Annotated in this window: 8 protein-coding genes; 2 read left to right on the top strand and 6 right to left on the bottom strand. The window is 68.1% G+C overall.

All coding sequences use genetic code 11. The annotated features are described in order from the left end of the window. From AC5P5X_RS12945 to AC5P5X_RS12920, 6 genes are all read right to left on the bottom strand, one after another. Positions 1–8,331, bottom strand: an 8,331-nt coding sequence (locus tag AC5P5X_RS12945) for a hemagglutinin repeat-containing protein (protein ID WP_495215994.1), incomplete at its 3' end; no start/stop codon positions are given. An 86-nt stretch (positions 8,332–8,417) separates the two neighbouring features. After that, positions 8,418–10,100 carry a ShlB/FhaC/HecB family hemolysin secretion/activation protein gene (locus tag AC5P5X_RS12940; RefSeq protein WP_227415620.1) on the bottom strand — a complete coding sequence of 561 codons (1,683 nt, stop codon included), beginning with the start codon at positions 10,098–10,100 and terminating at the stop codon, positions 8,418–8,420. 256 nt (positions 10,101–10,356) lie between these two features. Continuing rightward, entirely contained in the window at positions 10,357–11,046 is a 690-nt protein-coding gene (locus AC5P5X_RS12935) for a ComF family protein (RefSeq protein WP_111151548.1), read from the bottom strand. 88 nt (positions 11,047–11,134) lie between these two features. Then, on the bottom strand, positions 11,135–12,304 hold the full coding sequence (locus tag AC5P5X_RS12930) for an L-dopachrome tautomerase-related protein (protein ID WP_111189703.1): 1,170 nt from the start codon (positions 12,302–12,304) through the stop codon (positions 11,135–11,137). A gap of 194 nt (positions 12,305–12,498) precedes the next feature. Next, positions 12,499–12,954 carry a hypothetical protein gene (locus AC5P5X_RS12925; protein ID WP_032964538.1) on the bottom strand — a complete coding sequence of 152 codons (456 nt, stop codon included), beginning with the start codon at positions 12,952–12,954 and terminating at the stop codon, positions 12,499–12,501. A gap of 68 nt (positions 12,955–13,022) precedes the next feature. Then, entirely contained in the window at positions 13,023–14,393 is a 1,371-nt protein-coding gene (locus AC5P5X_RS12920) for a chloride channel protein (RefSeq protein ID WP_005411514.1), read from the bottom strand. A gap of 204 nt (positions 14,394–14,597) precedes the next feature. On the opposite strand from AC5P5X_RS12920, the gene bioB reads away from it, so the two are divergent. Together bioB and bioF are read left to right on the top strand one after the other, a co-directional pair. Then, complete coding sequence (gene bioB / locus AC5P5X_RS12915; RefSeq protein WP_005411515.1) at positions 14,598–15,641, top strand: biotin synthase BioB; 1,044 nt, start codon at positions 14,598–14,600, stop codon at positions 15,639–15,641. 67 nt (positions 15,642–15,708) lie between these two features. Beyond that, complete coding sequence (bioF, locus tag AC5P5X_RS12910) at positions 15,709–16,932, top strand: 8-amino-7-oxononanoate synthase (protein WP_111189701.1); 1,224 nt, start codon at positions 15,709–15,711, stop codon at positions 16,930–16,932.

The following is a 16,932-nucleotide window of genomic DNA, read 5'->3' as shown; positions in this document are numbered from 1 at the left end:
GTCGGTGTCCTGCTCGCTGATGATGGACAGGTTGCCGCCGATGCTGGCCACCACCTTGTCGCCACTCAGCTGGGCACCCTGCAGCGTGGTGTCCTTGCCACTGATCACGGTCAGGTTGCGGTCGGCGTCCACCACGGTTTCGACGTGCGTGGTGCCGTTGCCGCTGCCCTTGCCCTTGGCGGTGCTGGCCGACACGTACCAACCGGTCTGCGCGCCGATGCTGAAACCGATCTCACCGCTGCCGCTCTTGTTCTTCGACGACTGCGTGTGGTCTTCCGCTTCGCTGCGCAGGGTGATGTTGTCCCGCGCGGCCAGCGCCACGTTGTCACCCTTCACCTGGCTGCCGATGATGCTCAGGTCACCGGCGGTGGCCACGATGCTGACGTCGCCCTGGCTGCGGATGGTACTGCCCACCGCCGACTGGTCGTGGCTGGTCTGGCTGGCACTGGAGCTGGAGGCGCCGATGCCGATGCGCAGGCTCACGCCGTCGGTGGCGCCGGAAGCGCCTTGCTGCATGGCGCCGCCGACGCCAGCGGCGGCATTGGCCGCCTGCACCGCGTACAGCGCCTTCAGGCGGTCATCCTGCGCATTGCCGGCCGCCTTGGCCGCACCGTAGGCGGCCAGGGCGGCATCCACCACACCGCCGGTCAGGCCGACGTTGATACCGGCACTCTTCTGCTTGGTGCTCTGGTGTACGTCAGTGGTGCCCTGTGCCGCGTCGATCACCACCTGCCCGCCCACCAGCTGCGTACCGGTCTTCGACAGCACGTCCGAACCGGTGATGTGCAGCGTGTTGCCGGCGCTCAGGTTGACCCGGCCATCGGTTGAGCCGATCAGGCTGCCCTGTGGCGCGCTCTGCTCGATCTCCAGGCCCTTTTCCAGCTTGCTCTTGCCGATGGTCAGGTTGAAGCCACCACCGCCGAACACGCCCGAGCGCTTGACGGTCTTGTCATGCTCTTCGCTGTGCGTGGAGGTGGCCGTGCCGATGGTGAGGTCGCGGGTGGCGGCCACCACCACATCACCGGTGGCAGCCACCTGCGCCGCCTGCGCGACGACGTCACGTCCGGCGCCGATGGTCACCGTCTCGCCGCTGAGCGTGGTGCCCACCACCAGGCTGTCCCGGGTCGCGTCGTAAGTGGTGGTGGTCTTGCTCGACAGCAGGCCCTTCTTCCTGCGCGTGGTTTCCTGCTCCCAGCTGTGGTCCTCCTGCGCCGCCAGCAGGTTCACGTCGCGCGTAGCGGCAATGCTGATGCCGCCGTCGGTGCTGCCGACCTGCGTGGCAGTGAGGTTGGCATCGCGCCCGGCCACCAGCGCGATGTCACCGCCGGCCTGCAGCGAAGTGCCGTGCACGGTCTCGTCCATGCTCTGCGTGGTCTGCGAGAAGCGCTTGCCACGGCTCTGCTGCTGGCTGGTGTTGGTGGTGGTTTCGGCCTGCAGGTTGAGATCGCGCCCGGCCACCACGGCCAGGCCGTCGCCGGCCTTCAGCTGCGCGGCCTGCAGGTTCACGTCCTGCCCGGCCTGCATGCCCAGCGAGCCACCGGCCTCGATGCCGCTGGCGTTGAGGGTTTCGCGCGTGTAGCGGTTGCTGCCCCAGCCGCCCTGTTCGGTGGTGGTCAGTGCGTTGAGGTTGATGTCGTTGCCGGCCGTGGCATGGACGCTGCCGCCGGCCTTGGCTGTCACTGCCGTCAGGTTCAGATCGTGGCCGGCGTCCAGCGACAGGCCGCCGCCCACGTCCAGCGTGGTGCGACGCAGGCTTCCATCACCCTGCATCTGCGTGGTGAGATTGAGGTCGCGGCCGGCCTCCAGCGCCGCGTTGCCGCGGGCACGGGTCTGCGAACCGACCAGTGCCAGGTCACGTCCGGCTTCCAGCGCCAGGCTGCCGCCGCTGCGGATGCTGGCCACGTCGATGCCGCTGACACTCTTCAGGTCACGGCCGGCCACCAGGGCCACGTTGCCGCCCTGGATCAGGCCGCTGTTGTTGAGGATGTCCTCCACGGCGGTGATGCGGGCATTGCCGCCCGCGGAAATGCCACCGCGATCGTTGAGCAGGCTGCCGGTATCGATGGTCAATCGATCATCGGCGCGGATCATGCCCTGGTTGGACACATTGCCGGCGCGGATCTCCACCGACTCGCCAGCGATGGCGGCGCCCCCCAGCTGCAGGCGGTTGGCGGTGGCCTGGGACAGGTACACCACCGGCACCAGCACCTTCTGGCCGTCCACTTCCTGGGCGACCATCCACACGATGTCTTCGTTGAGCGCGGCCACCTGTTCGGCCGACAGCGCCACGCCCACGCTCAGCTGCTGGCGCGCGGCTTCGGTCACGCCGGCATCCATCATGGCGCGGTACTGGCCCATGCCATCGCCCTGGTCGGCATCCAGGTAGCGACGCCCGGTCAGGCCGGTGATCTGTTCCATCACCAGGCGCTGCTCGTAGAAGTCGTCACCCATCCGACGCAGCTGCTTGTCCGGGTCCAGGTTCAGGCGCTGGAACATGTAGTCCGAGCCGATCCACTGCCCGAAATTGGCGAAGCGCGGATCGGTTTCCACCAGCCAGCGCTGGTTGCCCGGATTGACCGTGTACAGGCCGCCACTGGGCAGCGACAGGCCCGGCAGCGGATTCTGCGGGCTGCCCACCACCTGCGGCGGCGGCACCGGGGTGACACGGCCAGGGCCCGGGGAGCCGGTATCACCGGCCGTGCCCGCACCCTGCGCCTGCGCGCTGGCAGGCCCGGTGGCCACGCCCTGCTGTGCACCCGGTGCGCCAGCATTGCCGCCGACCGCGCCGGCGCCCTGCTGCTGGCCCAGTTCGGGTGCGTAGGCGTTGTTGCCCTGCCAACCGGCAACGTCCAACGGTGTGCCACCGCTGTGCGCGGTGACCACGGCGTTGTTGACCTCGCGCGCTTCGATCTGCACCTTGCGGCCGGCGGTGATGCTGGCATTGCCGCCGGCCAGCGTGACCTGCTTGGTGACCGTGCTGGTGCCCAGCGCGCGGCTGCCGCCATAGATCTCGAAGTCGCAGCGGCTGGGGCAAGGGCGGTAGGTGTAGTCGATGGTCGACGTACGCTGGACCACCTTGTAGCCGGCCAGCGCCTCGTTGTTGACCACGCCGGCCCAGTCATTGGGGTCTTCGCTGTTGGATGAGCCGCGGCCGTTGATCGAGAGGTTGCGACCGGCGGCGATGGCCGAGTTCCGGTTGTCGACCGAGCCGCCGGTCATCTGCATGTCGCGACCGGAAATCAGCTGCGATGCCGCGCTGGCGGCGATGACGGTGGTGCCTTCCAGCACCAGGTCCTTGTGCTCGGTCCAGACTTCCAGCACGGCACAGTCGCCCGGGCACAGCTTGCCCGGCGGTGCCGGGCCGTCGATGCCGTCGACCCTGAACGTCCCGCTGTCCGGGTCGGCAGCGCCTTCGTTGCCGCTGTAGACCTTGTGCTGGGTGACCAGCACACGACGCTCGTTGGCCACGCCCAGTGCAGCCAGGATCAGATCGTTCTCGGCCTGGATGCGCCCGGAACGGTTGCGGATCTGCTGGGCGTTGCCGCCGTTCCAGCCCTGCAGGCGGATGTCGCCCAGGCTGAAGAGCTCGCCGTCGAGGTTGTCGATGTAGTTGGCATACAGGTTGATGCGGCCGGTGGCCGCCATCAGCCCTTCGTTGTAATCGCGTGCGACCAGCGTGTTGGCCAGGTCGCGGCCGTTGGTGATGCGCGAGGCGCGCAGTTCCAGCGCGTTGCCCATCACGGTGCCGGTGTTGGTGATGTTGGCAGCCGACACCTCCACCGTATCGCCATCCACGCGACCGGCATTGCTGAAATCGCCGGCCGTACTCAGCGCGACACGACCACTGCCATTGCCTGCCGTGGCGTTGAACTGCCCGCCAGCGGTGTTCTCGATCCGCGCCGCCGAGACTTCAAGCGTGCCCTTGCTCTCCAGGCGCCCCTGGTTGACCAGTGCGCCGGCCACGTCCAGCTTCAGCAGCCCGTTGCTCTCCAGGCGCTGGCCATTGCCATGCACGTAATCGCCCGCCAGCGTCAGGCGCAGCTCGCTGCCGCCGAACAGGCGGCCGATGCCGCTGAAGGCCTGCAGGCGTGCGCCGAGTGCTTCATAGGCGCTGATTTCGCCGCCACCATTGGCCAGGCTGCCCAGCGTCAGCTGGCTCTGGCGACTGAGCAGCCGGCCGTTGCTGTTGTCCAGCGCGGCAAGATCCAGGCGCAGCAGGTTGCCTGCGCTGAGCTGGCCACCAACGTTGAATACCTGTGCGCCTGCGCGCTCCAGGTACAGGGTGTTGGCGGCGTGGACCATGCTGCCGGCGTTGTCCAGCGATGCGGTCTGCAGGCGCAGGTCGGTTCCGGCCACCAGCTTGGCCTGGCCGCCTTCGGCGCGGTTGTCCACGCTGCCTGCGGTCAGCGTCAGCGCACCACCGGTGCTGCCCAGGGTGCCGCCACGGTTGTCCAGCGCACCGGCTGATTCCAGCGTCAGCTGCCCGGTGCCGTTGGCCACGATGCGGCCGCCACGGTTGCCCACTGAGGCAGCGCGGATGTTCGCAGGGCCCTGTGCTTCGATGTTGCCCTGGCTGTTGTCCAGTGCCTGGCGGATCTGCAGATCCAGCGAGGTGCCGCCGTGGACCAGGCCACGCTGGTTGGCCAGCGCACCGGCCACGTCGAGCGCGAGTTCCTGGCGGGCGTACAGGTTGCCATCCACGTTGCGCAGGTCGCCCGTGCGGCTGGTCACGCGCGCATTGCCCTCGGCGCCCAGCAGGCCATTGCTGTTGTCCAGCTGGGAGGCCAGCACCTGCAGCTGGCCGGCGCCGCGCTGCACGATGGTGCCAGTGCGGTTGTCCAATGCCCCGGCAGCGTCCACGGTAAGGTTGCCGCCAGCATCGAGCCTGCCACCGGTGTTGACGATCTCCGTGCCGGTTACGCGTGCACCGGTGCCCGCTGTCAGCGTACCGCCGCTGTTGTCGAGGCGACCGGCAACGGCCACGTCCGCCTCGCCGTTGCCGACGATCAGGCCTGCAGTGCTGTTGTCCAGCGTGCCGGTCTCGATCTTCAGCACACCCGTGCCCGCATGCTCGATGCGGCCACCCTGGTTCAGCAGCTGCGCAGCCTTCAGGTGGACACTGCCGGCATTGGCGGCGATGCGCCCGCCGGTGTTGCGCAGGGCACCTGTCAGGCCAAGTTCAAAGGGATCGGTGCCGGTCTGCAGCAGTTCGCCGGCGCTGTTGTCCAGCGCGGCCGCCAACAGGCCGATGCGCGTGCCCTGCAGGCTGCCCGCATTGCGCAGCAGGTCGGTGGCACGCAGGTCGAGCAGACCGATGGCGGTCAGGCTGCCGCCGATATTGCGCCACTCACCGCTGCGCGCCTGCGCCAGCAGGGTGCCACCGGACCAGACCTGGCCACCCTCCAGCAGCAGGCTGTCGCCCAGCAGGTGAACCTGCTGGCCGGCGTTGATCTGGCCGGCGTTGCGCAGCTGCTGACGCGCATCAAGGGTGACGCTGCCGGTGCTGCCAACCTTGCCGTCGGCCAGCAGGCCCGCCACGATCACGCCGCTGTTGTCGATCTGCCCCGCCCGCAATTCGATGTCACCCGAGGCCAGCACGCGCCCGCGATTGCTGGCCTGGGCGGCCTGCAGCGTGAACGTGCGCGCCTGAACGTCGGCCGCAGTGCGCAGTGCCTGCGCAGCCTGCAGCGACAGCGCGCCGCTGGCGAACAACGCCGCCTGGTTGTCCAGGTCGCCATCGCTGCGCACCTGCAGATCAGCGGCGCTGTCGATCGTTCCCTTCAGCGTCACGCCGGCATCGGCGGACAGCACGACGCCCTGCTGCGCAAAGACCTTGCCCGACTGCTCCAGGCTGCCGCCCGCGTGCGCGGTCAGTGTGCCGGCCGCCAACGTGCGCCCGCCCAGCACCAGGGCCTGGTCACTGCTGAGCTGCACGTTGCCGCGCTCGCTGCCCAGTTCACCCTCGCTGCGCAGGGTCCGGCCCCGCACCTGCAACGTCTGGCCGGCCACCAGGCTGCCCTGGTTGTCCAGCGAATCGCGCACGGTGACATCGACATCGCCGGCGCCATAGAGGTCGCCACGGTTGTCGATCACATCGGCCTTGGCCGTCAGTGCTCCCTTGGCGAACACGTTGCCGGCGTTGTCCAGCGTCACCGCATCCAGCTGCAGCGACTGCGCACTGGACAGGTTGCCGCCGGCGCGGTTGTGCAGCGCGTCGGTGCGCACGTCAAGCGCGCCATCGCTGGCGATCACGCCGGCATTGTCCAATGTGGTGGTGCGCAGCTGTGAGCGGTCACGACCGTAGATCACGCCACTGTTGCTCAGCTCAGTGGCGCGCAGGTCCATTGCCTGCTGGCCATGCAGGCGACCGTCGTTGATGACCTTCTGCACGTCCACGGCCAGCACGCGTGCCAGCGCCGTGGCGGCCGCCTGCTGGTGCAGGACGCCGCCCTGCAGGGTCAGGGTGCCGCCGGCTTCAAGCCGGTTGCGGTTGTCGAGCGTGGCAACGGACAGACGGGCATCGGCTGCGCTGCCGATGATGCCGGCGTTGTCCAGCACATCGGCGTCGACCTGCAGGCCCTTGCCCCCCTGGATGCTGCCGGTGGTGTCATTGTCGATGCGTGCGTTGGACTTCAATGCCAGCAGGTCCACTGCCTGCAGCGTGCCGCTGTTGCGCAGACGATCGACCGTCAGCGTGGCCTGGCGGGCCTCAAGGGTGCCTTGGTTGTCCACGCCGCCGGCAGACAGTTCCAGCGCCTGCTCGGAGAGGATGCGTCCGGCGTTGTCCAGCTGCTGGCGCGCCTGGATCTTCAGCAGCACGCCCGCAGACAGCTCGGCGTCCTTCAGCTGGGTGATGCGGTCGGCCGCTGCACGCAGGTTGGCACCGGCACCGATGATGCCCTCGTTGTCGATGCTGGCCGCGTCGAGTTCCACGTCGGCGTCGCTGTACAGCTGGCCGGCGTTGTGCAGCTGCGCGGCCTGCATCCGTACGCCCTGGTTGCCCAGCAGCAGGCCGGCGTTGTCCACCTGGCGGGCCTGCACGTCCAGCGCCTGCGCGCCCAGGCGCGCGCCCTTGTCCTGCGTCAGCGTGTCGGCGCGCACGGCAAGCCCGGCGCCTGCGGTCACCTGTGCATGGTTCTGCACCTGTGCGGCAGCCAGCGCGATGCTGCCCGCGCTCTTCACCGTGTCAGCCAGGGTCAGCATGCCACCGGCGTCCAGCTGCATCTGCGCGGCCTGCGCACTGCCGGCCAGGTCCAGATTCTGGTTGGAGCGTACGGCCAACGCAGCGCCCGCCGACGTGGAACCGGCAAGCGACGCCTGCCGGGCACGGATCTGAAGATCCCCCTGCGCGTACTGGGTACCGTCGGCCTTCAGGTCACCGCCGGTTTCGATCTGCAGGCGGCCTGCGGCCGCCGTGCGTCCACTCAGGCGGACATCGCCGGCCTGGGTCAGGATGAAGTCGCCTGCGTCGGCCACCATCTGGCCCGTGCTGCGCACGCCCACGCCGGCCTCGGTACCGACCAACCGGATCTTCCCTGCATACATGCCCCCGAGGGCGGCAACATCCAGGCCGAACTGCGGGCGTTCGCCTTCTCCGGTGATCGCCTGCGTCGCCAGGGTCTGGGCATCGATCTGGTTGGCGCCGGTGACCACGTTCACCTGGCGCGCCCAAAGGCCCGCGTTGAGCTGCACCGCGCGGGCCAGCAGGTCGACGCCTTCCAGGTTGCCGGCATCCAGGCCGTTGCCTTCCAGGCGGATCGTTCCGCGCGACACCCGGAACGCAGACAGGCTGCCATCGTTGCCGAACACCGGGGTGCCGGTGGTCAGCGTGCCACGGGTGGTATTGATGAAGCCGCAGCCATCGCACGTGATGCCATTGGGGTTGGCGACGATCACCGCCGCCGAGCGCCCCGCCACCTCGATGTGGCCCTGCAGGCGCGACGCGTTGGTGGATGTCACCTCATTGAGGATCAATCGCGCCGACTGGCCCGGCTGCAGGTTGCCGTTGCCCTGGATGTAGCCACCCAGTTGGGTCTGCACGGTGCTCGCGCTGTTGTTGAGGATCTGCCCCTCGCGCCCGACGTTGTAGTCCTGGAAGCGGTTGTGCGATACGCCGCCCGCGTTGGGCCGGTTGATCTGGATGACCGGCACGCCGTTCGCCGCCTGGTCGGCCCGCGCCTGCTCGCCGGCCTGTACCTGCACCTGGGCAAACGAGCTGCCCGGGGCCAGGAACGCCAATGCCAGGGTGGCGCTCGCCATCGCGGTGCGCAGGCGCGTGGCCCAACCGGCGCCCGAAGCGGACAGGGACAGACTGCGGAATACGTTCTTCATGCCAGGTGCTTCCATCAACCCAGGGGGGAACTGCACACACAACAACCCGATCACGTCGCCACGCGGCGACGGTGCTTCCAGTCGAATCAGAACTGCCAGGACGCGCGGAATCCGATCACGTGACCGCGTGCCTCATGCTTGAGCCACGCCGGGCGGCTCATCGGTACGCCGACGAAGCCATCCCACGCCAGCCCGCCCAGCTCGCCACGTGCACCCAGGTGGGCGCCGCTGAGGGTTCCGCCGCCGATACCCTGGCGGTCGTCGCGCTCGATGTGGCCGATATCGATGCCCGCATAGGGCGCGATGGCGCGATGTGCCATCCAGCTGATGCTGTTGCGCCAGTAGCCACCACGGCTGCCGCCAAGTGGCACCTCGCCGTCGAAGCCGTTGACGGTATAGCGGCCACCGACGCTGATGAACTCCGAGCCGTACAGGGTGTCCTTGCTCCACTGGTAGCGGAGCGCGGTGTTCCATGCCAGCGGACGCGGCCCGGATGTCAGGGCGCCACCGGCGCCGATATCCAGCGTGGTCAGCCCATAGCGGAACGTCGGCGCCAGGTCATCACGGCCCACGGCGTCATCATCGCCTCCCAGCCACGGCACGCCGCGGCGGTGCGCCAGGCGGATATCGGCCTGGACCCGCCCCAGGTACTGGCGGTGCAGCAGCGCCAGCTCGACCGAGGTGGTACGCCGGCGCTGGCCTTCGATCTCCACGCCTTCCACGTAGCTGTGCGACGACCGTTGCGCCACGCGCAGCTCGATGCCGCTGCGATAGCTCTGGCCACGCACCAGCAGCCGTTCCACGGCCAGGTCGACGTTGCTGGAGGTGCCGGTGCTGGCGAACGTGTCGGCGTTGCTGGCGATGGTCTGCTTGTAGCGCGAGCTGTAGGTGCTGGTGCTGAAACGCCAGTTGCCCAGCGGCACCGACCACGATGCATTGAAGCCGTGGGTACCCCGGCCCTTGTCGGCACTGCCGTCGCTGCTGACGCCAATGCTGAGCAGGTCGTTGACGCGAGCCAGGTTGTCTACCCACGCGGTCGCGCCGACCTGCTGCTTTCCGGTCGCACGGCTGCCGGCATCATCCAGCGACACCGAGGCACGCCATCGCTTGCCGTGGCGGATGCTGATGACCACGTCCGACTCGCCGGGCGCCTCGCCCGGCACCAGTTCCATGTTCACGTCCTGCGACGGAACGCGCTTGAGCTGCTCCAGGCCCTGTTCCAACGCGCGCAGATTGAGTACGTCCCCCGGCCGCGCGGGAAACGCACTCTTCCACATCGAATCGGGTACCTCTTCCGCGTTGAAGCGGATCTGCCGGATCACGCCCGGCACCAGCTGCAGGCGCAGGGTTCCGCTGCCCAGGCTCTGCTCAGGCAGGCCGATGCGGGTGGTCACGTAGCCCTTGGCCAGCGCCAGATCCGAAGCACGCCGCACGATCAGCGCGATGCCCTGCTGGCCCACGCAGCGGCCACGGTAGCGGTCGAGATAGCGCTGCAGGAACGCGAACTGCCCCAGATGCGCGCCGTCAAGCTGCAGCTGCTGCAGGGTGAAGCACGGTTCTTCGTCCGGCAGTTCCAGCGAATGCAGATCGGTGGCGGCGTCCGGCTGTTCGCGTGATACATCCGGCAATGCCTGCCGTTGCTCACGCTCGCGCGCCTCGCGCTCGGCGCGTTCGCGCAGTTCCTGCTGCTCGGCGAACGAGGGACTGGCCGACTGTGCATGCACGACGCCGATCCACAACAGTCCCGCGGTGCCCAGAACAGCACGCATGCCGCATCCTGCTTTTCTGTTACCCATCAACGACTTCCTTGTCCAGCATTGGTACAGACCTGGGGCTGTGAACAGACATCGTGCAGAGAGAACATGCGGCCAGCACCGACTCGACCGCCAACCGCTATCGGCGGGAGTGCGCGGAACTTTAGGGTCTTTGCATCCGTGTACCCATTGCGGCGACGCAGTCGAGCACCACACGCTGAAGGATGGGCATCCTTCAGCAGCCGTCATACGTCGTCAATCGCTGCGGCCGTTACGGCACACGTGCGCACACCCATACCCGCACGTCCCTGGCACCGGCCAGCCGCAACGTCTCGGCGATTTCCATCACTGTGCTGCCGGTGGTCATCACATCGTCCATCACGGTCAGCCGTGTCGGCGGCGACAAGCGCGTGCCGAATGCGTCAAAGAGGTTGTCCCTGCGCTGTTCTGCGCTGCGCTCGGACTGCGGCGCGGTGTGGCGGCGCCGGTAGAGGCCCTGCCAGACCGGCATCGGCAGCAACCGGCACAGTTCGGCGGCCTGGTTGTAGCCGCGCTGGCGCAGGCGCCGCCCATGCAGCGGCACCGGCACCAGCGGCGCGCACGACCAGGGGGGTGGTGCGCGCTGCATCAGCTGCGCGAGCAGGCGACCTGCCGCCAGATCCTGATGGAACTTGTAGCGCACCAGCAGCTGATCCACGGGTGGAAGGTACAGCAGGCTGGCATGTGTGGCGGCCTGCGGCGGCACCTCCTCGCGACAGATCCCGCAGACGATCAGGGCGTTCCCGGGTAGCGGGAGTGCGCAGCGCAGGCAGGCACGACCGGCCCAGGGCAGTTCGGCAAAGCAGGCGCGGCACAGGTCAAGTTCATCGTGGCCCGGCTCGCCACAGACCAGGCAGCGCAGCGGGAGCAGCACACGAAGTGCCGCCTGCAGGAGGCGAGTGGACTTGAACAGGGCCGGCATGCGCTACAGCGTGACCGCGCCGCTGCCCTGAGGCCATCAGACGCACGCTCCTTGACCTGTAGGCATCTTTACCCGTTTACGGAGCACTTCACCGCGTTGGCGCAGGCTTCGCATCCACCCGGGTGCGATACACCATGTACGGCGTCTGCCGGCGATCCACGCCGCCATTGAATCCGGCCTGCCGATGCAGCTGGTTGGCGGTGAAATACAGATAGCCGTCCGGCCCCATCGACAGCGTATCCGGCCACAGGATGCGCGGGTCGTGCACCACCGTCGTCCATCGCCCCTGCGCGTCGCGGGCATGGATGGCGTTGTGCTCGTAGTCGCTGGCATACAACCGCCCGTTGGCGTCCATCTCCATGCCATCGGAGGCGCCCTTGTCGCCCAGGTCGACCACCGCTGCCGCCAGTTCCGCTTCACTCAGCTTCGGGTCGCGCAGCAGAGCGGTCGACACGCTGTACAGATGACGGCTGGACAAGGGCGTGTAGAACAGGGTGCCACCATCGGGCGACAGGGCGATGCCATCGGCGGCCACGGTGAACGGCGCCGACGAACCGTCGGCGCTACGCAGTCGCATCTGCTGCCCTTCCACGATCGGCACGAAGGCGGCATCGGCCGAGGTGGACACATGACCGACCAGTCGCTTGGACGCGACGCCAGTGGCGAGGTCGATCACGATGATGCCGCCGATACCGCTCAGCGACGAGTCGGTCACGTAGGCCACGCCCTCGCGGCCAACCCGGAAATCGAAGCGCACATCGTTGACGTAGGTGCGCGCGTCGATGACGTTGGCCGGGAACACCAGCGTCCTGGCCACGGTGTTGGTGGCAAGGTCGATCGCCACCAGTTTGGCACCGCCGGCCTGTGGCGCAGAGAACCCGGGCGCGGCGGTATCCAGCACCCACAACCGGCCCTGACCATCGGCCACCACGCTCTGCACGCTGATGAAATGGGCCGCCGGATCGGGACCGTCCTTGCGGTTGATGCGCGCATCCGGATAGGGAACGGCGCGGCCGTCGCGCCATTCCGCCACGCTGTAGGCCACCTCATCGCCCCAGCGCGGGAAGTTGACGAAGATCCGCCCGGTCTCGGACACCGCCACGCTGGTGGGCATGGCACCTTCGAAACGCGCCACCGGTTCGAGGGTGCCGATGCTGCGCTCGCTGGGCAGCAGGGGCGCGCCGGACATCGCCAGCGCGGGGGAACTGGCCAGGGCCAGGACGGCAGCCGCCAGGCTGCGGATACGGCAGTTGATCATGGTCGCGCTCTCGATGCAGGTCCGGGTGCAGCCCCGGCGTGGACGCATCTTCTGCGTCGCGCGTGGCATCGGGTAGACGGTGCAACGCGGAATCAGCTTCACTGCTGGAGTGAAGATGGAGGGCTGATTGATCGCGTTGATTGAAGCAATGATCGTTGTCTATCCGTTGCGTGCCTGCCTTTCGGCAAACCCGCTCAAGAAATCTCAACGGCTGCCAACGCGGTTTCGAACCTGTGCTGACCCTCTTCACCCCACCAGGGAACGGTCATCACGCCACCCCGCCGCTGCAACTGGTGCAGAAGGAGCAGGAAGGCCTGGACCTCCCGCTGGCCCCATGACGCTCCCATGCGGTAATCGAGCGTCAACCCATGGCGCATGACGAGCACACCCAGTTCTGGCAGAAGAACGCCGCCGCAGGCAATGTCTGCAAGGCCGACATGGAAAGGTTCCACTTCGTCCTGGAGAACGCGTCGCGCGTCGCCCGGTCCCATGAACGGCTGACCAAGATCTTCCGCACGGTGCCAGAGCTGCACGCTTCCAGAACCCGCGACGCGGGCACCGCAGGCAAACAGATAGGCGAACGCATCGGCCGTTCCGGCGGCCTCACGGTACGCGAGCTCCACTTCCGGAAGCGAGCCATCATCGGTCACGAAGTAGCACCGTAACGTCGCCAACACCTCCTCTGGGAGGAGAATTGCTGCTCCAGGCTGCATTGCTCCTAGTCATCTCCATTTTCGCGGGTGCGGGAGGTTCGCACAGCAGGCGCCTCGACAGCCACATCTTCAGCCGTTTTCGGCACCATCAACAACTCCGCCAACCCGCGGTAGATCGGCACGCGGCACACCAGCCCGGACACACCACGCGCGATCAGCACCGTGGCCAGGATCGGCAGCAGCAGATCGCCGCTGTCGGTCAGCTCCAGCGAGATCACCGCCGAGGTCAGTGGCGCCTGGGTCACACCGGTCAGGTAGGCGCACATGCCCAGCAACACGAACGCGCGCGGGTCCACACCCGGCATCAGCACTGACAGGTTGTGGCCGAGTCCCGCGCCGACCGCCAACGCAGGTGAGAACAGGCCACCGGGAATGCCCGCCACGTACGAGGCCAGGTTGGCCAGCAGCTTCATCAACCCGAACTCGTGGCCGACCAGCGCCTGGCCCTGCACCAGGCTGCGCGCTTGTTCGTAACCGGTGCCGAACGCGCCTTCGCCGAACACCAGGGCCAGCACGACCACCACCAGGCCGCAGCCCGCGGCCAGCAATACCGGATGCCGCTGCCGCAGCTGGCCCAGCCAACGCGGACGGCCCGCCGCGCTGGCCAGTACCGCACGTGCGAACAGCCCACCCAGCAGGCCCGCCACCACGCCGCACAGCAGGATCGCCAGCCAGCCCTGGCCGAGCGGCAGACGCGCGCTCACATGGCCGAAGTAGGTGTAATTGCCCAACAGTCCGAGCGATACCACGCCACCGACGATCACCGCGGTCAACAGCGTGCCGGAGAAGCGATGTTCGAAACGGCCGCTGAGCTCCTCAATGGCGAAGACGATGCCGGCCAGCGGCGTGTTGAACGCCGCCGCAATACCAGCAGCGCCACCGGCCAACAGGAAATGCGAGAGCTCGCGGGGATCCTTGAAGCCGAACCAGCGGCCGAACAGATACATCAGGCTTGCGCCTACGTGCACGGTGGGCCCCTCGCGCCCGACCGATGCGCCCCCCAGCAGCGACAGCGAGGTCAGCAGCAGCTTGCCGGCCGAAACCGCTGGGGAAAGGTTGGCTTTCCGGAACGGCTCATCGGCCTTGTCCAGCGCAGCGATGACCTGCGGAATGCCGCTGCCCCGCGTGGGCTTCAGCACGCCGGAAGTGAGCCAGGCCAGCAGCGCGAAGATGCCCGGCGTGAGCAGCAGGGCCCACCACGGCGAGTGCGAGGTGATGCGCTGGAACAGATGGAAGGCCGCATCGCTGGCCTTGGCAAACAGGATCGCCACCAGTGCCACGGCCACCGCGCCGCCCCACAGCGCGGCGCGGCGGCGCCAGGCCTCGCTGAGGACCAGCGCGGTGATGCGGCCACGAAGGCGGTAAAGATCAAACATGGGAAAGAGTCTGCGCGCCAGCACTTACGTTGTGCAGCAGGCACTGTGGCTGGACACCTTGCAGCATGCGGTGAAATGCGGCGCTTCGCTCGATGCTCTATTGCGCCGACGACCCGTAAACCAAATTAAAATTCAAATGGTTGACAGCCTCCCCGCGCCCACCCACACTGCCGCCCTCGCTCCACTCGTATCCAAGGTCCCGCCATGGCTGCTGCCATCCGCCACGACTGGCAACACGACGAACTGCAGGCGCTGTTCGATCTGCCGTTTCCCGAGCTGCTGTTCCGCGCCGCCGCGGTGCACCGCGAGCACTTCGATCCGGCGCAGGTGCAGGTGTCCACGCTGTTGTCGGTGAAGACCGGAGGCTGCCCGGAAGACTGCGCGTACTGCCCGCAGGCGCAGCGCTACAGCACCGGGGTGAATGCGCAGAAGCTGATGGAGACCGACGCGGTGCTGGCCAAGGCGCGCCAGGCCAAGGCCGCCGGTGCATCGCGCTTCTGCATGGGTGCCGCGTGGCGATCGCCGAAGGACCGCGACATTCCGAAGGTGGCGGCGATGATCGCCGGGGTGAAGGCACTGGGGCTGGAGACCTGCGCCACGCTGGGCATGCTCAGTGGCGAGCAGGCGCGTGCGCTGAAGGATGCGGGCCTGGACTACTACAACCACAACCTCGACACCGCGCCGGACTACTACGATTCGATCATCCACACGCGCCAGTACCAGGACCGCCTGGATACGCTGGAACACGTGCGCGATGCCGGCCTGAAGACCTGCTGCGGTGGCATCGTCGGCATGGGCGAGACGCGCGCGCAGCGCGTCGGCCTGCTGCTGGCGCTGGCCACGTTGCCGGCACACCCCGATTCGGTGCCGATCAACAAGCTGGTACAGGTGGCGGGCACGCCGCTGCATGGCAGTGCCGAGCTGGACCCGTTCGAGTTCGTGCGCATGATTGCAGTGGCGCGCATCGCCATGCCGCGCTCGATGGTGCGGCTGTCGGCCGGGCGCGAAGCCATGAGCGACGAACTGCAGGCGCTGTGTTTCCTTGCCGGTGCCAATTCGATCTTCTATGGCGACAAGCTGCTGACCACCGGCAACCCGGAGAGCGAGCGCGACCTGGCTTTGTTCGCCCGGCTGGGCCTGCAGCCGATGGCGGTGCAGGTGGATGCCGAGGGCCACGACCACGGCGGCACCGTGCACGCCGATATCAGTGCCGATACGCCCGGCTGCGGCTGCGCTCACGCGGCCTGAGACGGGCCGCAAGCAGGCGCCGCGGCAACGCGCTACCCTAGCCGCCCCGTCGACGCATTCAGCCACCATGGCCCGCCCCGACCTGACCGCCCGCCTCCACGCCCAGCGCGCCCTGCGCGATGCCCAAGGCCGTCGCCGCCCGCGACGCACGGTCACCCGTCGCGATGGCGTGCGCCTGGAAGTGGACGGCCAGTGGCTGACCGGCTTCTGCAGCAACGACTACCTCGGCCTGGCCCAGCAGTTCAGCGTGGTCAACGCGCTGCAGGACGCCGCCGCACGCGAAGGCGCTGGCGCCGGTGCCTCGCACCTGGTCTGCGGCCATCATGCCCTGCATGAGGCGCTGGAACGCGAGGTGGCCGAATGGCTTGGCTATCCGCGTGCGCTGCTGTTCGGCAGTGGCTTCGCCGCCAACCTGGCGGTGCAGCAGGCGCTGCTGAGCGAAGAGAACGATGTCTGCGTACAGGACAAGCTCAACCACGCCAGCCTGCTCGATGCCACCCGGTTGGCCGGTGCACGCCTGCGCCGTTATCCGCACCTGGATGCGGAAGGCGCAATGCGTCAGCTCAAGCATGCGCCCGATGGCGCGGCAATGCTGGCCACCGATGGTGTTTTCAGCATGGATGGCGACATCGCACCGCTGCGTGCATTGTCGCTTGTGGCACGCCTGCAGCAGGCGCTGTTCTATGTGGATGATGCGCACGGTGTAGGCGTGGTCGGTGATGGCCGGGGTGCCGTGGCCGCCGCCGGACTGGGCGTGGACGATGTGCCGCTGCAGCTGGTCACGCTGGGCAAGGCACTGGGCGGTTCCGGTGCACTGGTGCTGGGCCGCGACGACCTGATCGAGCATCTGGCCGAAACCGCACGCCCGTACATCTACACCACCGCCGTGCCACCAGCGATGGCCGCCGCTGCGCTTGAAGCGGTGCGCCTGGCGCGCAGGGACAACTGGCGCCGTTCCAAACTGGCAGACCTGATCGCGCTGTTCCGCAGCGAAGCACGCCGCCATGGGCTGGACCTGATGGCTTCGGACACGCCGATCCAGCCGCTGCTGTGCGGCGATGACCACACCGCCGTGGCCATGTCCACGGCGCTGGAACAGACCGGCTGGCTGGTCGGTGCGATCCGCCCGCCGACCGTGCCGGAAGGCAAGGCGCGCCTGCGGGTGACGCTGTCCGCGCTGCACACCCCGGAACAGGTGCGTGGCCTGGTCGAGGCCATTACCAGCGCGCGCGAACGCGTGGCCCTGGCCGTGCGTGAAGCCGCGCCACCGCCGCTGCCTGTCTTTGCCTGA

The sequence above is a fragment of the Stenotrophomonas sp. YJH_SMC_91 genome, from assembly GCF_059368495.1.
This window is presented reverse-complemented; position numbering and strand designations above follow the sequence as displayed.